This window comes from Pseudomonas sp. IT-196MI5 (assembly GCF_949767415.1).
GTDB lineage: Bacteria > Pseudomonadota > Gammaproteobacteria > Pseudomonadales > Pseudomonadaceae > Aquipseudomonas.
Window position 1 is genome coordinate 140,845 of record NZ_CATKPZ010000022.1, and the last position, 21,577, is coordinate 162,421.

Genomic DNA, 21,577 nt, shown 5'->3' on the forward strand with positions numbered 1-21,577 from the left:
GTTTAGTTGAGGCCAGTGCCTCAGGAGCGGCTACTGTGCCAGCGACCCTTTCAATCCACCGCCACACGCCGACCTTGATCGCGATTGACCCTCGGGGGCTGGCGGTGCGCGCGGTCGGTTATTGGCGTGACATCGACGACGTGCCCCCCCAGGCACGGGTCAACCGTACGGTCCATGATGGGGCAGGGCGAGCGATTGCACAGTGGGACCCGCGGTTGTTTCTGGACGCTTCGGCGCCGCCTAATCTGCAAACGATTCATGCCCTGTCCGGTGCGGTGTTGAGCACGGACAGCGTGGATGCCGGGTGGCGTGTGACGCTGCTGGGCGAGGCGGGGCAATCAGTTCACCACTGGGATGGTCGCGGCTCGCAGCGCTGGTTGCGGTACAACACTCAGCTGCGCCCGGAATCGGTGTTCGAACAGGCGGTGGACGGCGAAGCGCTTTGCGCGGAGCGCTTGAGTTACGGCGCGAGCGGACCGACTTTTGCCGAGCGCAACCAATGCGGCCAATTGATTCGCCATGATGACCCGGCGGGCACGCAGCGGTTTACCGGGTTCGGCTTGCACGGCGCGGTGCTGGAGCAGACGCGGCATTTTCTGACCGACTTGACGCTGCCGGACTGGCCCGAGTCAATAGCGGATCGCGAGTTGTTGCTGGAACCGGGTGAGGGCGCAACCTCCCGATCGCACTTCAACGCGGCGGGCGAGATTTCCCATCAGACCGATGCCAAAGGTCACCGCCAGTTTTTTAGCCAGGCCCTCGACGGCCAGTTGCGTGAGGTGCGTCTGCAACTCAATGGCGCGCCCACCGCGAAAACGCTGATCAACGCCATCGCCTACAACGCCCATGGCCAGACCGAACGGGAAGTCGCCGGCAACGGCGTGATCACCACGCTGGAATACGACGCGCAGAATGGCCGGCTGACCCGCCTCCAGGCGCAACGCGGCAATGAAGCCGTGCAAGACCTGCGCTACACCTACGACCCGGTGGGCAATGTGCTGAGCATCGAGGATGCCGCGCAGCCGATTCGCTACTTTGCCAACCAGCGGATTGAACCGGTCAATCGTTATGGATACGACAGCCTGTCGCAACTGATCGAAGCCACCGGCTGGGAAGCGGACGGCGCCAATAAGGGTCCACAAATTTCAACCTTTGACGACCCCGCCCCTCGCGCCAACTACCGCCAGACCTATCGCTACGATGCGGGCGGCAATCTGCTGGAGCTGACTCACGAAGGTCCGCAAAGCCATGGGCATCGACTGATTGCAGCAGCACACAGCAACCGTTGCCTGCCGGTGCTGGAGGGGGTGGAACCGGACGAAGAGGACTTCCGCCAAGGCTTCGATGGCGATGGCAACCTGCTCAACCTGCAACCGGGGCAGGCCTTGGCATGGGACCTGCGCAACCAGTTGGGCGAAGTGCGGCCGGTGGAGCGCGATTCGGGCCTCAATGACCGCGAACGCTACGTCTACGGTGCCGACGGCATGCGCCTGCGCAAAGTCCGTGAAACGCAATCCAATGCCCGAACGCTGATTGCTGAAACCCGCTATCTGCCGAATCTCGAACTGCGCAATGACAGTGGCACGGGCGAAGAGCTGCAGGTGATCAGTGTTCAGGCCGGGCGCAGCAGCGTGCAGGTATTGCATTGGGAGTCCGAGCCGCCGAAAGACATGGGCAAAGATCAATACCGCTACCACCTGAATGATCACTTGGGCTCCTGCACCCTGGAACTCGATGACGACGGTGAAGTGATCAGCCAGGAGCGTTATCACCCCTTTGGCACCACCGCGTGGTTCGCTGGACGCGGGGAGGTAGAAGCGAGTTATAAAACGGTGCGTTATTCGGGGAAAGAACGGGATGCGACGGGGCTGTATTACTACGGGTTCAGGTACTACATGGCGGGGTGGCAGCGGTGGTTGAATCCGGATCCGGCGGGAGAGATTGATGGCATGAATGTTTTCCGGTTTGTCCAGAATAGCCCGGTAATGAACATCGACCCCAATGGACTGGATTCAAAAAGGGCGCGAGGACTCTGGAAGTATGCTTTTCAAAGCATTGTAGAAGACCGTGATAATCGAAGTGTGATTACTATTGCCCCAGGCATTATCGGCGTAGCCCTTTCCGGTGGGGCAGAGGTCTTTGAGCAAGTCGGGATATCCCTGTCTCGGGGATTCAAAGGTGAACGTAGTCTTTACTATCTTTCAATTGATGCTAGCTACGAAGGGCGAATTGTAGGCGGCGATCGTCCTGTATCTCTAAAAAGTGCTTCCGCCGCTGGCTTGAATGCAGCAATTGGTAGTTCGGGTGCCAAGTGGACGGCCTTCATCAATGGTGGATTTTACAACCTTGGCCAACTGGCTGATGCAAACGAGCCCTCGTGGGCCGCTATCGGTCCAAGCTTCATTGATGGAGGCTTCAAGCAATCAGTATCTATTCCTTCTGACTACATTGAAAATTATGTTGAGCTGAGAATGGGCAACGGATCGTTTATTCAGACAGGGCCAGTGCTCGCAAGAGAGGGGCAAGCCGTGTTCACACAACAGCATCTCGAGCAACCGAAATTCCAGTTTGATCCTGAAATGAATTATCCAGGTCGATTAGGTCATTCAAACCGACCCAACAATCGTTCAGGGATCAGCATGCCTTCCGAGGCGAACAGCGTACATCGCACACGGTTAGTGATTGGACTTGGGAGGGGGCGGAGTGATGATTCTCCCGGGTTTACGATGCCTGAATGGGCAGAAGTCATGGCCAGAATTGATCGTCTGAATGAACTACCAGGCTGGTCAGTGAATCTGGATGGAGGCGACTCGAGTGCTCTCGGAGTTATTGACCAATCAAACGTCGTTTTGATGGATGCGGGAGCCCCAGCTAACAAAAAAAGAGGTACAAGCAATTTCATTGCGTTTATGAAAAAGTCTTGATTTTTGAGTTTTTTTTAAAAAGTTAATCTTTCTCGGAAAAACATCCAACCCACTGCGGATAGGGAACGCAGTGAGCTGGATGGGGGCCGTTTTTTGCTGAACACTTACTGCGCGATAGTCTTCACCGCAACCCCACGCTCAATCGGCGTCGACCGCCCGTAGATATCCTCAAACCGCTCGATATCGTCCTCACCCAGATAGCTCCCCGACTGCACCTCGATGATCTCCAGCGGGATCTTCCCCGGGTTACGCAGGCGATGCACCGAAGCGATCGGAATGTAGGTCGACTGGTTCTCGGTCAGCAGGAACACGTTCTCGTCACAGGTCACCTCAGCGGTGCCGCTGACCACGATCCAGTGTTCGGCGCGGTGGTGGTGCATCTGCAGCGACAGGCACGCGCCCGGTTTGACCGAGATGTGCTTGACCTGGAAGCGCCCGCCCATGTCCACCGAGTCGTAGGAGCCCCACGGACGGTAGACCTCGCAGTGGTTCTGGGTTTCGCTGCGGCCCTGTTCGTTGAGGGTGTTGACCATCTGTTTCACGCCTTGGACCTTGTCCTTGTGGGCGATCATCATGGCGTCCTTGGTTTCCACCACGACGATGTTTTCCAGGCCGATCACCGACACCAGTTTGCCGTTGCCGTGGATCATGCAGTTTTTGCTGTCCTGGATGACCACGTCGCCTTTGGTGACGTTGCCGTTGGCGTCTTTTTTATTGACTTCCCACAGCGACGACCAGCAACCAACATCGCTCCAGCCGGCGGTCAATGGCACGACGCAGGCGCGTTGGGTTTTTTCCATCACCGAGTAGTCGATGGAGTTGTCCGGGCAGCAGGCGAAGGTGGCTTCGTCGAAGGTGATGGTGTCGGCATCCTGCTGGCTGCGTTCCAGGGTCAGCAGGCAGGTGTCGTAGATGTCCGGATCGTGCTTCTTCAGCTCTTCGAGGAAGCGGCTGGCGCGGAACAGGAACATGCCGCTGTTCCAGAAGTAACCGCCGGACTGGACGAACTCGGTGGCGCGCTTCACGTCGGGTTTTTCGACGAAGTGCGAGACGCGGCTGACGCCTTCCGGCAGCAGCGAGTCGTTGGTCGACTTGATGTAGCCATAACCGGTCTCCGGCTTGGTGGCCGGCACGCCGAACAGCACCATCTCACCATTTTCGGCGGCGACGGTGGCCAGGGCCAGGGCGCGTTGCAGGGCTTTCTGGTCTTCCAGCACGTGGTCGGCCGGCAGTACCAGCATCAGCTCGTCGCGACCTTCGCTGACCAGCATCATCGCGGTCAGGGCCACGGCCGGCGCGGTGTTACGACCGAAGGGCTCCATCAGGATGCGCTGGGATTCCAGCTTGCGGGCGGCCAGCTGCTCGTTGACGATGAAACGGTGGTCCTTGTTGCAGACCACGATTGGCGAATCCATGCCTTCGAACACCAGGCGTTCCAGGGTTTGCTGGAACAGGGTGTGTTCGCCGGTCAGGGCCAGGAACTGCTTAGGGAATTGTTTGCGGGAAAGCGGCCAAAGACGTGAGCCACTACCACCTGACAAGATCACCGGAATCATGTTGTTACTCCTTGAATATCGATTGGTTAGAGCCACGAGAGTTCTGTCGTTTCACTCTTGTTTTTGTTCCGTGTCCGGCTGGCCTTTGTAGGAGCGGGCTTGCTCGCGATGGAGGCTAACGATGATGTTGGGCACCAGAAGAAACGCGGTGCCCTTGAGTTCATCGCGAGCAAGCTCGCTCCTACAGGGTCTTGGTCAGCCTGAAAAATGTATCAGCGCGTCGACACCGGGCGTTTCACCCAGACCGGCGACAGGCTGCTGCCGCTGCCAGTGACGTACAGCACCGCGGCTTCACCGCGTTCCAGGGCGACCGGTTTCACATCGCCGACTTTGGTGGTGCCGTCATAGAGCGCCAGGCTGACCTTCACCGGGTTGATTTCACGCTCGCCACGGCCTTTGGCTGCCACGCTCGGGACCACGTCGGTCTTGCCATCGGCGGTCTTCAGGGTCAACGCCTTGTCGCTGAGGTTTTGCATGCGTACCAGGGACTTCTGCTTGTTCTTGAACGGCGGCTCTTCGATCAGTTGTGGTGCGCCGCTGGCGTTGTTGACCAGGGTGTAATAGTGGTCGCCGGCCAGTTTGACCGGCAGGGTCTGGCTGCCGACCTTGGCGCTGTAGTCGCCACCCGGCATGAAGCTGAAGTCACTGCTCGACAGTGGTGCGACATCGCTCAGGTTGGTGCTGCCGACAGTGGCGCTGACTTCTGCGTTGCTGGCGTTGTAGATGCGCACGAAGGTCGAGCCTTTCGGCGCAGTCGGGCCGTAGAGTGCTGCGTCGCCACCGGCGAAAGCCTGTACCGACAGCACGCTGAGGCCGGCAACCAGGGCAAAGCGTTTGGCGAGACGACGAGGAGTTGTAGTGAAAGTCATGGTGTACCTCTCTTTCAGTTTTGCGCCCGGTCGGGCGTCTCGGATTTGTTGGTGATGGCTACGTTTTGTTGGCGCGCGCCGGCTTGTTTAAGCTCTGCGACCCACTGCGGGTCGGCGTCGCCGATTTCGTTGTTCACAGGCAGATATCGTTCAGGGAACTCCCAGATCAGCACCTGTGGGGGGCTGTTCTTGAAGGCATCGCTTTTCAGGTAGCTGAGCATCGGCAGAATCGGGCCGTGGCCGTCTTCGGCGTAATTGACCACGTCGCTGTGCAGCGCTTGCTTGAGCGCACCGACGAAGTTCCAGTTGGGGTTGGCGCTGTAGCTGGTGCCGATCAGGGCCACCGGAACTTCGGTGTTGGCGAACAGCGCATCGTCGCCGGCGGGCTGATCTTCAGCCGCGACCGTATTGCGCTTTTGCAATTGTTCCTGTTTAGGCATCAGGTTTTCGAACAGCGGGTCCAGTGGCAGAAACAGACGCAGGTCGCCCTTGTGGGTGATGGTTTCCGCAGGTTCAGTGACGAAACGCTGCGGCTCGCCGCTCAGCGGGTACTTGTCGGCAATGGTTTTGGCCAGTCGGTTGGCGGCGATCTCGGCGCCTTGCGGCGTCCAGTGGGTGTCGGTACGCAGGAACACTTGCTGACCATCCTGCTTGGCCTGTTGCAGCGGGCCGAGCAGGTCAGGGGCCGGAATCCGGTCGGCGGCCAGGCGCTGGTGGAAGTCCTTGTAGAGGTTGGCGTGGATGCTCGCCGGTTTCACCTCACCGAGGTGTTCCGGGTACAGGCGCACCTTGGCCGGCACCACCGCCATTACCAGTTGCACGCCTTTCTCTTTCAGGGTCTGGCGCACGCCTTCGACCAGCGCGTAGTTGCCTTGCAGGTTCAACTCTTCGTTGACCACCGGGTGGAATTCTTCATCGCTGTACAACCACTGGTCGCGACCGAGCACCACGCCCGGACGACCTTCGTTGAACAGCTTGAAATCCAGCGCGGCCCAGAGGTTGGTGCCCAGGCGCTTGATCGGGAACTCGTCGTCGTAGTGGGTTTCCACGGCCTTGGTCCAGCGACCGTTGAGCACCGTCGCATCGGCGTTGGTGCTGAAGCCGAAGAAGCTGCGCACCGACCACAGACCGAGCACCAGCAGGGTCACCAGGAACAGCGCGATGTAGAAGATGCGTAATGAGCGGGTCATGGTCAGATCCCTCAGAACTGGAAGTAAAGGAACGGCGAGAAGCTTTGCGCCGAGAGTTTGAGAATCGAGGCGATGAACAGCAGCAGCACCAGCGCACGCATCACGTAGCGCGACCAGTCAGCGGTCCAGTAGGCCGGTTGCACCTGGGCTTCGACGCCGACGGTGTAGCCAGGCTGGTGGATGTTTGCCGGGTTATCCCCAGGCACGGCCTTGATCGTTCCCGGTGTCGCAGCGGCCGGGCCGTCGGCGTCGACGTTCACGGCAGGCTTGGTCTTGGCCGGTGGCTGATTGGTGTAGAAATCGCGCAGGCCGAAGAACGCCAGGGTCACGTAAGCCACGATCAGGGTCGCCACTTGCAGGCCGGTGAGGCTGGCCTGGTTGAGTTCCGACAGCGACCAGTCGCCGAAGCTGAACATCGCGCCGTACATGCGCCCGGCGACGTGCAGGTTTTCCGCGCGGAAGATCACCCAGCCCATCACCACCAACAGGAAGGTCATCACCCAGCGGATCGGATTGAAGCTGCGTGGAGAAGTATTCAGGCCGATGGCTTTTTCAATCGCCAGCCACATGCCGTGCCACGCACCCCAGACGATGTAGGTGATGTTCGCGCCGTGCCACAGACCGCCGAGCAGCATGGTCAGGAACAGGTTGCGATAGGTCATCAGCGTGCCTTTGCGGTTACCGCCGAGGGTGATGTACAGGTAGTCACGCAGCCAGGTCGACAGGCTGATGTGCCAGCGCCGCCAGAACTCGGTGATCGACTGGCTGACGTAAGGCTGCTTGAAGTTTTCCATGAAGCGAAAACCCATCATCAAGCCCAGGCCGATGGCCATGTCGCTGTAACCGGAGAAGTCGAAATACAGCTGCGCGGTGTACGCCAGCGCGCCGAGCCAGGCATCGCCCGTGGTCGGGTTTTGCAGGGCGAAACAGTGGTCGGCCACCACCGCCAGGGTATCGGCGATGAAGACTTTCTTGATGAAACCCTGCATGAACCGCGTGCAGCCCTCGGAGAACTTGTCGAGGGTGTGGGTGCGGTTGTTGAACTGGTCGGCCAGGTCACGGAAACGCAACACGGGGCCGGCGATCAAGTGCGGGAAGATCGCCACGAACGCCGCGAAGTCGATCAGGTTGCGGGTCGCCGGGGTATCGCCACGGTAGACGTCGATGATGTAGCTGATGGACTCGAAGATGTAGAACGAGATCCCGATCGGCAACAGCACGTGGGTCAGGATGAACGGCGAAAGACCCACCGACGTCATCATCGCATTGATGCTGTCGACGCCAAAGTTGGCGTACTTGAAGTAGCCGAGGATGCACAGGTCGACGGCCACGCCGAGCAGCAGCCAGCGCTGTGCCGGTTTGGTCCTGACCCCGGCGGCGCCGACTTTCAGGCCGATCCAGTAGTTCCACAGCGTGACGCCGGCGAACAGCGCGAGGAAGTCCACGCGCCACCAGGCGTAGAACACATAACTGGCAATCAGCAGCAGCAGATTGCGATAGCGTTGCCCGCTCAGGTAGTACAAGCCGAGGAAGATCGGCAAGAACAAAAACAGGAACACGTTGGATGAAAAAACCATCCCGGTCTCTCCTTGTTTGAACCAACAGTCAAGGGCCAACGGCCCCCCCAAACCCCCCACTGAAATCTGGAGGGCTAACTCACAAAACTCAAACTCGACACTGAACCTGTAGGAGTGAGCCTGCTCGCGATGAGGCTTTGTCAGTCGACATCAATGTTGAATGTCAGACCGCTATCGCGAGCAGGCTCACTCCTACAAGGGTTTGTGTTTGTCTCTAAGAACCCTTACTGCCCTTTTCATTGGCCGGGTCGTAGACCTTGGTCAGGTCTCCGCCCAGGCGGAAGTTCTTGAACGGTTGCATCTTGTGCTTCTTCTCCAGTACGTCCGGCGTACAGGTGTAGAGCGAGCAGAACGGCTCGAGCCAGGCGAACTTCATGCCCTCTTTCAGGTCGGTCATGTCCTGTTCCTTGCCGTTCTTTTCCTCGAACTCATCCGGGTCTTTCACCCCGGACAGCACCCGATCACCCAGGCGTTTGAGTGCGCCATTGTTTTCCTGGCGCAAGTCCACCCCGTTGACCTGGGCGAAACTGGCGATCATCGCCAGCGGCGGCAGGGCGTAGTTGTGGTAGGCCAGCGCCCGTTGCTGACGCTTGAGTTCGTTGGGCAGGTAGCCGTCGGCATCGATCTGATTGGCGCCGACCTTGTATTCCTTCACCGCCCAGTCGAACAGGTCGCGACGGTTGGTGGCGACGGAAGTGGCCATCACCGACCAGGCGGCCCAGTACGAGTGGTTGTTGGTCTGGTCGAGCGGCAGGTTGTCCCAGTCGCTGACCACCTGGTCGGCCATTTTGCTGAACCAGGCTTCAATCAACTGGGCTTCCTGTTGATGGGTGGCCAGCGGATGGGAGTCGGAAAACTTCAGGCGGATATACGCCGAAGCCATGCTGCCCAATGCCCATTTGCGCATCGACTTGCCGGTGTGGTTGAAGTCCCTGGACATCAATGCATCCGCCCGAGCCCAAGTAGCCAGCCAGCTCAACGTGCATTCCAGTTGTTCCGGGCGACCGTCACGCATGAACTGCATTACGCGCTTGCTGGTGCCGCGCTCGATCTTGGTGATGTCGGCGGTGCTCTCGCGAAAGGCTTTTTCCGACTGCACATTCAGGGTCGCGCGGGCCTTGTCCGAACCTTCGTACTTGCTGCGAAATTGCAACGAGCCGGTGTACGGCGTCGGCATTGCATCGCAGCCGTCGCTCTTGTCGCCCGTCTTGAATTTATCCACAGGCGCAAAATAGCCTTGGGGTGGACGCAGTGGCGCAGCCGCTTGCGTGGCCCCGGCGAACATCGCCAGGCTCAAGAGCGTCGGTGCCAACAGTGTTGAAAATTTCGGATTGCGCATGGCAGACCTCATTGCCCGACCGAAGCAGTACGCTGCTCGGCGCCCGGGAACACGTTGCGTTTGCAAATTTTCGCTTCGACTTTCTGTGGTGCGGCACCGGCTTGTTCCGGGCCCTGGACTTCAACGGCCAGCAGGTTCTGCGAGGCCCAGTCTTCGTCCGTGCGCAACTCGAAAGCGAAACGCCCGTCAGTCTCGGAGGTTTCCGGTTTGTCGATCTTGATGTCCTCGTGGCGACCGTTCATGTACCAGAGGGTGGCTTGCAGGGTTTTCACCGAGGTGTCGGCGAAGCGGATGTCGACCTGGTGGCTACCGTTGCGCAGGTCCATGTTCTTGCTGTTGACCATCAACTCGTTTTTGCCCGGCTTGAGCGTGGCGCTGCCGGACATCTGTGCATCCTTGCCTTCGCAACCGTTGTCCAGCAACGCCATCATCTGGCGGTAGATGGTTTCCTGGTCGAGGCGGTACAGCGGCGAGAATTCCCAGATGAGAATTTTCGGCGGGTTCTTCTGGAATTCGTCGCTGCCCAGGTACTGCAGCATCGAACCTTCCAGGCCGCCGCCGGGGAACGCTACGTTGAGGATGTCGGCGCCGATGGCCTCTTCGAGGAAACCGGCGAAGTTGTAGTTCTTGCCGCTGTGGGAGGTACCGACCAGGGTGATCTGCGGGTTACCGGAGTCGCCGAACAGATCGCCATCGCCCGCTTCGCCCTTGGGCTCGGTGGTGAATTGATCCATGTACTGGATCGCATAGCTGGTGCCACAGAGTTGGCCGGCCATGTTGTGCAAGGTGCCGGTCTTGCCCATGCGACCTGACTTTTTGGTCTCGAATTCGCGCTTGGGAATGTCGGCGAACTCAGGCAATTGCTTGACCTTCTCGGCGACGATTTTCGCCGTGCGCTGGGCACCGTACGGGGTCCAGTGCTGGTCACCGCGGAAGTAGAAATCGTGGGCGGGCAGGGTGTCGGGCAACGACTCGTTGGTCAGCGGCGACAGGTCCGGAACGACATAGCCCATCTGCGCGAAACGACCGAGCATGGACTTGTAGTTTCTCAGTGCCTTGTCGAAGTCGTAGCTGGCTTTCTCCGCCGGGTTGAGCTTGTTGCGGTTCACCAGGCCACGGGTCGGCTGGTACACGACAACCAGTTCCACGCCTTTGCTCTTGAACGCATCGTGCAGTTGTTTCATGCGTTTGTAGCCGGCGGGCGTGGTGTCGAATTCGGTGCGCAAGTCTTCTTGCGTACGGAACAACCAATCACCCTGGGCCTGCACCAGCGTGGTGAAGTTCTGCTGGTAACGGGTGGTGTAGTTCTTCGGATCGTGAGCAGCCGGGCACAGGCTGCAGCACGGTTCGGCAGAGAATTTTGGTGGGGCAACTTCATCGGCACGCGCGCCACCGCTGGCCGCGAGAATGCCGGCGGTCAGGGCTGACAGGCTGAGTAATTTGATCAGGTGTGGGTGCATAAGATTATCCTCAGTCCCGCATTTCGGTCTGGCGTTCGACGGGGTCGATCAGCACGGCTTTCTGCTGGCGCACCAGCAGGTCGAGAATTTCATCCTGGCGCTCGCCAAGGATGCCGGTGAAGCTGATGCCGCTGGATTTGGTCGGCGCGAGCATCGACACGCGATACAGCTCGACACTCAGTGGCGAGTCGATGGACAGCGGGCCACTGCCGTTGGCCGCCAGCTCACCGCCGACCACGATCAGCGACACCTCGGCGTCGAACGGGTCGAGCTTGATGTCACGGTCGGTGTTGCTCAGGTCCTTGATGTGGCCATAGACGCCGGTCAGGCCGTTGGCCATGGCGACGTTTTCGTAGAGGCGAATGTTCACGCTGTTACGAATGCGGATGCCGTGGCGCCTGTTGCTCAACACGCGGTTGCCCCACAGCAGGTTGTCGGCACTCTCGTAGAGGGTGATGCCGTCGGTGTGGTTCTGGTAGATCTCGTTGTGGGCAATCAGGTTGTTGACGCTGTTACGGTCGATCACCAGCCCTGAGAGGTGGTTGTCGTAGCTGCGGTTGTTGAAGATGAAGCTGTCGTTGACCTCACGGGAAATAATGATCCCGTGCTTCTTCTTCGTTCCATACACCGTGTTGTCGGCAATGATCAGACCGTGGGAACGGTCGTGCGGGTCAATGCCGTAGACGATGTTGTCTTTGTAGGTGTTGCTCTTGACCACGAAGTCGCGGGTTTCGTAGCAGTAGAAGCCGTACCACATGTCCGAGAATTCGGAGCCGACGATCCAGCCGGTCGGCTCAGGGCGCTTGAGCACCTTGGCCATGTTTGGCGTGTACTGGGAAATACTCACGCCATAGGACTTACTGTTGGCGTAGCCGAAACTGGCGATCTTGCTGTTGGCGATGTAGGTCTCGGTGCCGCCCCAGGCCAGCAGGAACGGACGGAATTCCTTGGGCGAAGTGAACGTCGCCGGGCCGTTGTCCTTCTCGCGCCAGCCAGTGATTTTGGTATCGCGAACGAACAGCTGGCCGTCGTTGACCAGGAACGTACCGGCCTCCTGGGACAGGCGCAGTTCCTGGGTCTGTTTGTCGATTTCCAGGATGCCGTGGCGACCGACCACGATCGGCAACCGCGAGAGGAACACACCCGGCGAGGTTTCGCTGAAGTACTGCTTGGGCAGCTTCTTCGCCAGGTCCTTGAGGTTCATGTAGCCGTCGTCGACGAAGATCGCCTGGGGGATGCCGTGCTGACGCACTACCCACTCGGCCATCTTGTTGTCGCCACCGATGAAGTCCTTGAGGGCGTCCTCCTGCATCATCCGGCGCACGCTGATCTTGCCGGCCTTGCTGCGCACGATTTTCGCCGCGATGGCATCGCTGGTGTAGCCGGAAACGTCCGGCAGTTTCGGCGTGGCCAGTTCCAGCGGCGCGGTCGGTGCGCTGCTGACGGTGTAGGTCTTGGCCTGTTGCAGTTCCTTGGCCACGGTTGCCGGCTTCGCCGGCTCCACATTGGCGAAGGCAGTCGTGCTGGCCAGCAGCATCGCGCCGGCCAACAGGCTGATCGAGCCTTTTCGGGCTGGATGATTCATCTGGGAGACTCCCTTCGCAATGTGCATCAGAAGCGCCAGATCACGTCGATGAACGCGCGATGCATGTACGAATCGACTTCCTTGCCGTACGCATCGCCCGGCTTGAACACGCCGCCACGGAAGCGCACCAGGGCCGAAGGCTCATCGATCGCCTGACTCATCGACGCGGGCAACAAGCCTTGCTTGAAGTACTTGGTGACCACCAGGTCCATCTCCTGACCGAGGTCTTTCTCGCCATCGTTCAGCGGCAGCGAAGTGCTGGAGAGGATCGCGCCGGTGACGTCGTCGGTGTTGTTCTGGACGGCGTTGATGCCATTGCTGCCGACCGGCTTGTTGCCGTCGACGCGCCAGAACTTGTGGTAGATCAGGCTGGCGTCGTATTCGTCGTTGAGCATCCACGAACCGAACAGGGTGGCGCTCTGCATGTTGTTCATTTCGCCACGGAAGGCCTCGCCGAAGCGGTGCACGCGCGAGCGGGTGCCGGTGTAGTTCGAGCGGTTGCTTTCCAGGCCGTTCTGTTCGTACTCGGCGCTGGCGCGGGCATAGGCAGCACCGACTTGCCATTGCGGATCGAGGCGCAAACGCACGCCGAGATCGGTAGCCCAGCCATTGAGGTTTTCACCGCGCTTGGCTTCAGCTGGCGGCGTGCCATCGGCGTTCAGCGGGTTGACCTTGTCGATGTCGCCGCTCATGCCGGTGATGCTGCCCCAGTAATTGACGGTGTTGGTATTGCGCCAGTTGTAGGCGTCGCTGTCGGCGGTCAGGCCGAGCCAGCTGATGTCGCCGTTCTGTTTCTTGTCCAGCGAATCCGCCGGCACACCTGGCTCCGGGAAGTCGAGCTTGCCGTTGTCGTGGGTGTGATGACCGCGAATGCCGACCCAGTTGCCGGGTGTCCACTGGTACGCGGCGTCGGCGTAGGCGTGCAGGCGATCCTTGTCTTGCGGCGACAGCTCCTTGAGGTCGGTGCGGTACTCGCTGAAGCGTTCGGCGATACCGACGTTGGCGCGCAGCAGGGTGGTGTCGAAGGTCCAGTTAAGGGCTTCGATGTTGGTGTCACGCCATTGGCCGTCGTCGTTGCGCAGGCGCTGGCGACCGAATTTCAGGATCTCGCCGGGGTAGGGCGTGAAGCCGCTGTAGCCGACCCAGAATTCGCGCATGGCCAGGTAGTTCTTCTTGGTCTGGCGATCATTGTTGTCGGTGTTCTCGGCGCCATCGGATTGTTGCAGGGTGTCGGTCTCGATGATGTCGGTGGACGTCACCGCCTGACCCATGGCGTAGGCGCTCCACGCACCGCTTTCACCATAGACCCACGGACGCAGGTCGAGGCCGACACCATTGACGTCGCCGCCGGGAGCGGTGCCGAGGTCACGGTCGTCTTCGGACTGACCGGTGATTTTCACGTCCAGGCCGAAGTTCTTGGTTTCAGTCATCGCAGCGAGCGTCGGGCAAGACCAGATCAGCGCGAATGTCAGGCCGATGCCGGCCTTCATGAATGGATTCAACTTCATTGGGATTCCTCGCTGACTTCTTCTTGCAGGGTGTGCAGTTCCGGCGTGTTCGGGCTCAGGGCACCGCGCACGGCCTGTTCTTGTTTCAACAGGCGTTGGGCTTCGGCCAACCGATCGGGCGGCAATTGCGTTTGGATTGTTTGCGCAAGCTCGGTGGCTTGCGGGGTGTTCTGGGCCAGGGCCAATTGGCTGAAGACGTAGGCGTTCAGCGGATCAGGCTTGGTGCCCTTGCCTTGGGAAAACAGCTGGGCAATGGCGAAGTCGGCGCTGTTCTGGCCGTTGCGCGCAGCGGTCAACAGATGGTCGAGAGCCTTCTGCGGATAGACCTTGCCCAGGTAGCCACGGCGATAGATCTGGCCGAGGTAGTAATCGGCAGCGACTTCGCGGCCGACGGCTTTCTGGAAATGCTCTTCGGCGACCTTGGCGTCGGCCGGCACCAGTTTGCCTTCGAAGTAGAGCTTGCCCAGCAACAGTTCGGCGCGGGGCTGGTCGGCGGCGCGGCCGTTGTCCAGGTACTTCATCATCTGGTCGACATCGCCGAGTTCCGGGAAGTCGTAGAGCAGTTGCGCGAGGCTGACCCACGAAGCCGGGTAGCCCGGTGCGATCGGTTCGAGCAGCGATTGTGCGGTCTTCTCGTCGGTCTTGCCCAGGGACGCATCGGCGAGCACGCGGGCGACGCTGTCGACGCGCTGCGCCGAAACGGTGCCTTGGGCGTGCGCCGCTTGCATCTGCTTGATCAGCTCGGCCTGTTGCTCTGGCTTGGCCTGTTTCTGATAGACCGTTGCCAGCTCGACGTAGCAGATGTCGCTGGTGTTGAGTGCGGCCTTGCAGATTTTTTCCACGTCATCCAGATGCTGGTCGTAGGTGCCCTGGGTGCGATAGAGCAGCACCTGCGCCAGACCGGCTTCCGGTTTGTTCTCGGCACGCCATTGGCTGATCTGCTGCTGCGCATTCACGTTGGGGAAGCTGTGCGGGTATTGCAGGTACAGCATCGCCAGCGGGATCAGCGTGTTGCCTTCGCCTGCCGCAGCGGCTTTTTTCAGCAGGGTTTCAGCTTCGTGTTGTTCCGCTTCGGTGGAACCGGGTTTGGCTACCAGCAGTCGGCCGAGGCGTGCCTGGGCGCGCGGCGAAACGCTGGCCGCAGCGCGGTAAGTCGCCTCGGCCTGTTTCATCTGCGCCGGGTCACGGCTGTCGACCTGGATATCGGCCAGACCGACCTGGGCTTCGCTGTAGCCCAGGTCTGCCAGTTGCCGGTAATTCTGCGCGGCGGTGGCGGTATCGCCACGTTTGAGCGCTTCGTTGGCCAGGCGCTGGTCGGGCAGGCCGGCACAACCGGCCAGGCTCACCGCCAATGCCAAGGCACACACTGTTCCCATGTAGGAGTGAGCCTGCTCGCGATGCAAGCAACTCGGTACATCAGACAGACCGCGTCGATCCCATCGCGAGCAGGCTCGCTCCCACAGGGATGGCGGTGTGTTCGAGATTTTTGTGATAGTCACAGGCATGTCCTCGACTTAAAGACCGACAGCCATGGCTTTGTCGATCAGCCAGTTCAGGTTCGGGCCACGGTCGCTGTTGACTTCCACCGGGCGGCCGGCGAGGGAGCTGTCCAGGGTCTCGTCCGGCTGGATCAGCACGCGGATGTCCGAGGACAGATCGGCGCTTTTCAGGCTGGTGCTGCTGACGATCTTGCCGGTGCGGCTCTTGTCTTCGCCGGCGATCTGGAAGCGCACCGAAGTACCCGGGCGCACGTCGCCGAACTGGCGATAGGAGAAGCGCGCTTCAACATTGGCTTCGCTGTTACGCGGCACCAGTTGGAAGATCACGTCACCCTTGCTGGCGTACTGACCGTTGGCGACCATTTGCTGGGCCACGGTGCAGTCGCACGGCGAGGTCAGGGTGCCGGTCATCTGCTTGCCGAACAGTTCTGCAACCTTGGCCGGGGCCAGTTGGTCTTCGTCCAGATGGCCCTTGAGCACGTCGAGCATGCTGGTGCTGAAGGTCGCCAGCGGTGCGCCCTTGGCGGCCACGCCGTCGGCTTTCACCAGGCTCTGCACGGTGCCGTCGCGGGGCATGGTGATGTTCACGCCCGGCACGCTGACCAGACCGGCCTGGGCGTGGCTGACGAAGTACATGCCGTACACCGATTTGAAAACAAAGCCGAATGCAGTCAGGCCGACAACGAAGACCCCCAGGCTGAAGGTCACGGCTTTCAGGCGGCCGAACGCGGTCATGCCGTGGCCGCCGTCCTTCATCTTGCGCGCCTTGGTGAAGTTGTCGCGCTGCAGGGTCGCCAGCATTTCACCCACGCTGACGATGTCGCCAGCCAGGTGCGAAGTGATCAGGTGGCGCAGGGTCGAGATGTCCCGTGGTTCCAGGTTCTGGAACTGGCAGCCGGCGCGTCCGGTCTGGCGGTCGAAGGAGCGGACCTGCAATTCGACGTCAATGGCCAGGCCGAGGTTGTCGATGAGGAATTGCAGGCGGGCCTTGTACACGTCACCGATCTTCAGCGGCAATTGACCGGCGTTGAACGCCAGGCCACCGGCGGACAGGTCGATCACCCGGGCTTCGACCGGCGTCCGGTCGGGGCCGAAGAAACGCAACTTGGCCGGGATTTTCACGCGGGCGTGTTGGCGCTGGGCTTCGGATTCATGCACTACGTTGGCGTTGACGGCGGTATTCATAGGGGGCGTTTTCCTAGTTAATTCAGGCGAGTTCGGTCAGACCATCAACAGCAGCACGGCGACAAAAATGCTGCCGGCAGAGAAGGTCATGGTCCGAGACGACCAGGTGTTGAACCAACGTTGAAAGCTGGCGAGATCACGGGTCAGAGAAGTGGGCTGGCGAGTCCAGGACTGTTGATCGAGGCGGAAGAACACGTAGATCTTCACCAGCGCGCCGACGATCTGGTTGTAATAGAGAATCGCCGGGTAGGCCGGGCCGATCCGGTGTCCGGAGCACGACAGCAACAAGGTCAGGATGAACCGGGTGATGCCGATCCACAGCAGGTACACCAGGATGAACGCGGTGCCGTACTTGAAGCTGGCGATCAACGCCACGGTCAGGCCCAGCAGCGAGGTCCACATCGACACGCGCTGGTCGAACAGCACCACCGAAGTGAACACGCCGAGGCGTTTGATCCCCAGGCCCAGGGCACGGGAGTTCTGCCGCAGGTTGTTGCCGTACCAGCGGAACATCAGTTTGCGGCTGGCCTTGATGAAGCTCTTTTCCGGCGGGTGTTCAACGGTGTTGATCGCCGCGTCGGGCACGTAGAACGTGTCGTAGCCCAGGCGCATCAGGCTGAACCAGCTCGACTTGTCATCGCCGGTAAGGAACTTGAAGCGACCCAGGCGCCAGTGTTGCAGCGAGTCGCTTTCCACGTCGGCGATGAAGTCCGGGTTGGTGACCACGGTGGCGCGGAACACCGACATGCGGCCGGTCATGGTCAGCACGCGCTTGGACAAGGCCATCGAGCACATGTTGATGTGGCGCTGGGCAAAACGCAGCTTGTGCCATTCGCTCATGATGTAGCCGCCGCGCACTTCGCAGAACTCGTTGGTGGTCAGGCCACCGACGTTGCCGAACATCTGGAACCACGGCACGGTCTTGAGCACCACGCCTTCGGCCAGCACGGTGTCGCCATCGATCACTGCGACCACGGCGCGATCATCCGGCAGGTGCCGGGAGATGGCGCGGAAGCCGTAGGCCAGGCCATCGCGTTTGCCGGTGCCGGGAATGCGCACGAAGTCGAGCTTGACCCGGGACGGCGGGTTCATCCGGTTCCACAGGCTTTTCACCAGCAGCTCATCGGACATTTCCACGATGGAGCAGACCACGGTGGTCGGCAGGCCGCAGTCGATGGCTTCGCGGATTACCGAGCTGTAGACCTGCGCAGTGGTCAGGGCGTCGATACGGAAACTGGTGACCATCAGGAACACATGGGATGGGTCAGCCGCTTTACCCAGCTTGCGCACTTTGCGTCGCAGGTAGGGGTAGACGATGTACAGAAAGATCATGCCGCGCACAAAGTGCGTGGCACCCATCGAATAGCGCCAGATACCCACGGCGCCAATCAGGAAAATGAAGTCCTTCGACTCGGAGTCGAACGTGGACACGGGCAACGCCATGGCGAGGCCCATCAGTAAACTCAGGTAGAACAGCCAACCGGCGGCCTGGAGTAGGCCGTGTTTTAGCCTGTGCATAATCTGCATCCGTCTCGATCTCGGGCGAGCCTTTGGGGTGGCCCGATGGGGTTAAGGCAGGCCTGTGAAAACTGGCGGCACCCGCTCTGGGTGACGCCAGAATCCCTGTAGGAGCTGGCGAAGCCTGCGATCTTTTGATCTTCAGCAATCACGCCGGCGCCAAAAGATCGCAGCCTGCGGCAGCTCCTACAGATACCGCGTTACCAGCAGATACCTTCAGCCCGGCTATTCGTGCTGGTGGCCTTGGACATGAAACCAACCAGGTCGATCACCTGCTTGCCGTGTGGAACGTCCTGCACCAGGGCGCGGAATTTCTCGTCACGGTTGCCGAGGATGATCACGTCGGAGTTGTTGATCACCGCGTCGAAATCGGAGTTCAGCAAGGACGAGACGTGAGGGATCTTCGACTCGATGTAGTCCTTGTTCGCACCGTGAACGCGGGCGTACTCGACGTTGCTGTCGTAGATGCTCAGGTCGTAGCCCTTGCCGATCAGCATTTCCGCCAGGTCAACCAGCGGGCTTTCACGCAGGTCGTCGGTACCGGCCTTGAAGCTCAGGCCCAGCAGGGCGACTTTGCGTTTGTCGTGGCTGGAAACGATGTCGAAAGCGTTCTGCACCTGGGATTCGTTGCTGCGCATCAGCGAGTTGAGCAGCGGCGCTTCCACATCCAGGGAACCGGCGCGGTAGGTCAGGGCACGCACGTCTTTTGGCAGGCACGAGCCACCGAAGGCGAAGCCCGGGCGCATGTAGTACTGGGACAGGTTGAGGGTCTTGTCCTGGCAGACCACGTCCATCACTTCGCGACCGTCGACGCCGACCGCCTTGGCGATGTTGCCGATCTCGTTGGCGAAGGTGACCTTGGTGGCGTGCCACACGTTGCAGGTGTACTTGATCATCTCGGCGACGGCGATGTCCTTGCGGATGATCGGTGCGTCGAGCTCTTCGTACAGCGATTGCAGAACGTCACCGGACGCTTTGTCGAATTCGCCGATGACGGTCATTGGCGGCTGGTCGTAGTCGGCGATGGCGGTGCTTTCGCGCAGGAACTCAGGGTTCACGGCCACGCCGAAATCAACGCCGGCCTTCTTGCCGGAGCAGTCTTCGAGAATCGGGATGACCACGTTGGCCACGGTGCCCGGCAGCACGGTGCTGCGCACGACGATGGTGTGGCGGGTGGTCTTGTCACGCAGGACAAAACCGATTTCGCGGCACACGGCCTCGATGTAGTTCAGTTCCAGATCGCCGTTCTTCTTGCTCGGCGTGCCCACGCAGATCATCGACAGATCGGTGTCGCGAATCGCCTCGGCGAAGTTGGTGGTGCCACGCAGACGACCTGTCTGGATGCCTTGGGCCAGAAGTTCGCCCAGGCCCGGTTCAACGATCGGCGATTTACCGGCGTTGATCATATCGATCTTGTCTTTGGCCACATCGACGCCTACGACGTCATGGCCCCGTGCAGACAGGCAACCGGCACATACCGCGCCGACGTAACCCAAACCAAAAATGCTGATGCGCATCGCAATTACCTCTCTGTTATCAAGCCTGTATACATCAAGCCATTTAGATGGCCGGAGTTAAGGGTGTTCAGCGTGTTTTAGTGCACTCGCAAGTGTGCCTTACAGGCACAACGATGCCCTGTGCTGGCATATAAGTTACGAGTGTCTAAATAAATGCACTCAAGGTGTGCGCAACTAGGCCTTGTTGTTATGATTTGCCCTGTTATGCAGCCGATCCTCCTTTCAGAAGGATGCAGGTGCAACGGCCTTGCACGCTTGATGTCAGGCGAAAAGCCTGTGGATCAAGCGGTTGGGTGCTCGGGTGAGCACGTTTATAGGGGCGCTGCCGTGGCCTTGTAGGGGATAGTCATACCGCGTTATCTCCTGTCAGATCGCTATTGTCCAAATCAGTGATTATTCAGCGCAAGTTAGTGTTTCAACTTCGCTACATGAATCGCTTATCTGCGTAAGTTATCTCGTACACGTTCGGCGAGAATCGTTACCGGTGGTATGAGCGGCGCGTTTGGACATAGTTCCGGTCCGCTCATCGTGAAATCTGAAATTTCTTGAAATACTGAGAGAGATGGCACTGCTCTCAAATTGATAGCACTTGCCGTTTCGCCCTTTATATATAGGCGGATCATTGGGTAGGATATTTTTTTGCCACTACTGTTAAAAAAAGTCAGTGCCACTACGCAAAAAAATGTTCGAAGTCGAGTGAAACTAAAGTTAGAAAATAGGTCGATGTTTTTTTGGCGCCATAAAAGTGGCGAAATGGCTGGGAAGGTTGAAGTGAATCAAGGGTCAGCGCACGAGGGGATGTGGAGGTCGTGCGCCGACTGGATGCATCACTCTGGTGCGTGATCGCGAAGAAACACCAGATTGTCCGGTTTGGATTGTTCGGCGCTGTAGCGATAGCCTTGAACGTCGAACTGCTTGAGGGTGGCCGGGTCGTTGATGCGTTCTTCGATGACGAAGCGACTCATCAAGCCGCGGGCCTTTTTTGCGTAGAAGCTGATGATCTTGTACTGGCCGTTCTTCAGGTCCTTGAATTCGGTATTGATGATGCGCGCGTTCAAGGCGTTGCGTTTGACCGCTGAGAAATACTCGTTGGACGCCAGGTTGAGCAGCACGTCATCGCCTTGATCGAGCAAGGCTTCGTTCAGCCATTCGCTGATGCGCGTGCCCCAGAAGGCATACAGATCCTTGCCACGGGCGTTGGCCAGCCTGGTGCCCATTTCCAGGCGGTAGGGTTGCATCAGATCCAGCGGACGCAGCAGGCCGTAGAGGCCCGAGAGCATGCGCAGGTGTTTTTGGGCGTAATCGAAATCGGCTTCGCTGAGGGTTTGCGCATTCATGCCGGTGTACACATCGCCCTTGAAGGCCAGCAGCGCCTGCTTGGCGTTTTCCGGGGTGAACGCAGGCGTCCAGCTGCCGAAACGCGCGGCGTTCAGCCCGCCGATCTTGTCGGAGACGTGCATCAATTCGCTGATCTGTGCGGGCGTCAGTTCGCGCAATTGCAGGATCAACTCCTGGGAGTGGTCGAGGTACTGCGGCTGAGTGAAGCGCTGGGTCGCCGGCGGTGTTTCATAGTCGAGGGTCTTGGCGGGTGAAATCACCATCAGCATGAAGTCGTCTCCTTTAATCGTGGCGGCGATTCTAGGGGGTTGTTCGTGTTGACTCCAGCTATGGCATCCATAGGTGATGGCCGGTGGCTTGCATAAAACCCTGTGGGAGCGAGCTTGCTCGCGATTGCGGTATGACATTCACCAAAGATGGTGCCTGAACTACTGCTATCGCGAGCAAGCTCGCTCCCACAGTGGTTCAGTGTTGCTGCGGGAGTTGAGTGTGGATCAGCTATAGTGCCGCGC

At 59.7% G+C, this 21,577-nt stretch carries 14 protein-coding genes; 1 reads left to right on the forward strand and 13 read right to left on the reverse strand.

The annotated features are described in order from the left end of the window. The first annotated feature begins 35 nt into the window (after positions 1-35). Positions 36-2,924, forward strand: coding sequence for an RHS repeat-associated core domain-containing protein (locus tag ACM6IK_RS15030; protein ID WP_414874951.1), 2,889 nt, complete (start codon positions 36-38; stop codon positions 2,922-2,924). Positions 2,925-3,028: 104 nt separating this feature from the next. Here ACM6IK_RS15030 and ACM6IK_RS15035 read toward each other — a convergent pair whose 3' ends face one another. The 13 genes from ACM6IK_RS15035 to yaaA form a co-directional block, all read right to left on the reverse strand. Further along, a complete protein-coding gene (locus tag ACM6IK_RS15035) occupies positions 3,029-4,480 on the reverse strand; it encodes a mannose-1-phosphate guanylyltransferase/mannose-6-phosphate isomerase (protein WP_218426788.1) in 1,452 nt (483 codons plus the stop codon). 212 nt (positions 4,481-4,692) lie between these two features. Continuing rightward, positions 4,693-5,349, reverse strand: coding sequence for an alginate O-acetyltransferase AlgF (locus ACM6IK_RS15040; RefSeq protein ID WP_414874952.1), 657 nt, complete (start codon positions 5,347-5,349; stop codon positions 4,693-4,695). 14 nt (positions 5,350-5,363) lie between these two features. Then, positions 5,364-6,539: an alginate O-acetyltransferase gene (locus tag ACM6IK_RS15045; RefSeq protein WP_414874953.1), complete on the reverse strand. Its 1,176-nt coding sequence runs from the start codon at positions 6,537-6,539 to the stop codon at positions 5,364-5,366. 11 nt (positions 6,540-6,550) lie between these two features. Beyond that, complete coding sequence (locus ACM6IK_RS15050) at positions 6,551-8,116, reverse strand: MBOAT family O-acyltransferase (RefSeq protein ID WP_414874954.1); 1,566 nt, start codon at positions 8,114-8,116, stop codon at positions 6,551-6,553. A 214-nt stretch (positions 8,117-8,330) separates the two neighbouring features. Next, positions 8,331-9,455 carry a mannuronate-specific alginate lyase gene (locus tag ACM6IK_RS15055; RefSeq protein ID WP_414874955.1) on the reverse strand — a complete coding sequence of 375 codons (1,125 nt, stop codon included), beginning with the start codon at positions 9,453-9,455 and terminating at the stop codon, positions 8,331-8,333. Positions 9,456-9,463: 8 nt separating this feature from the next. Continuing rightward, a complete protein-coding gene (locus tag ACM6IK_RS15060) occupies positions 9,464-10,915 on the reverse strand; it encodes an alginate O-acetyltransferase (protein ID WP_108214944.1) in 1,452 nt (483 codons plus the stop codon). A 10-nt stretch (positions 10,916-10,925) separates the two neighbouring features. After that, positions 10,926-12,500, reverse strand: coding sequence for a mannuronan 5-epimerase AlgG (gene algG / locus ACM6IK_RS15065; RefSeq protein WP_414874956.1), 1,575 nt, complete (start codon positions 12,498-12,500; stop codon positions 10,926-10,928). Positions 12,501-12,526: 26 nt separating this feature from the next. Further along, positions 12,527-14,008 carry an alginate export family protein gene (locus ACM6IK_RS15070; protein WP_414874957.1) on the reverse strand — a complete coding sequence of 494 codons (1,482 nt, stop codon included), beginning with the start codon at positions 14,006-14,008 and terminating at the stop codon, positions 12,527-12,529. Next, positions 14,005-15,513 (reverse strand): alginate biosynthesis TPR repeat lipoprotein AlgK, encoded by a 1,509-nt coding sequence (gene algK, locus ACM6IK_RS15075; protein WP_414874958.1) that lies wholly within the window; start codon positions 15,511-15,513, stop codon positions 14,005-14,007. Before algK ends, ACM6IK_RS15070 begins: the two co-directional genes overlap by 4 nt. A gap of 9 nt (positions 15,514-15,522) precedes the next feature. After that, positions 15,523-16,692, reverse strand: a complete 1,170-nt coding sequence (locus ACM6IK_RS15080) for a PilZ domain-containing protein (protein ID WP_414874959.1) — start codon at positions 16,690-16,692, stop codon at positions 15,523-15,525. A gap of 36 nt (positions 16,693-16,728) precedes the next feature. Next, complete coding sequence (gene alg8, locus ACM6IK_RS15085; protein WP_411736572.1) at positions 16,729-18,210, reverse strand: mannuronan synthase; 1,482 nt, start codon at positions 18,208-18,210, stop codon at positions 16,729-16,731. A gap of 200 nt (positions 18,211-18,410) precedes the next feature. Then, positions 18,411-19,727, reverse strand: a complete 1,317-nt coding sequence (locus tag ACM6IK_RS15090; protein ID WP_046041959.1) for a nucleotide sugar dehydrogenase — start codon at positions 19,725-19,727, stop codon at positions 18,411-18,413. Between the two features lie 827 nt (positions 19,728-20,554). Then, a complete protein-coding gene (yaaA, locus tag ACM6IK_RS15095; protein WP_414874960.1) occupies positions 20,555-21,334 on the reverse strand; it encodes a peroxide stress protein YaaA in 780 nt (259 codons plus the stop codon). Positions 21,335-21,577 lie beyond the last annotated feature (243 nt).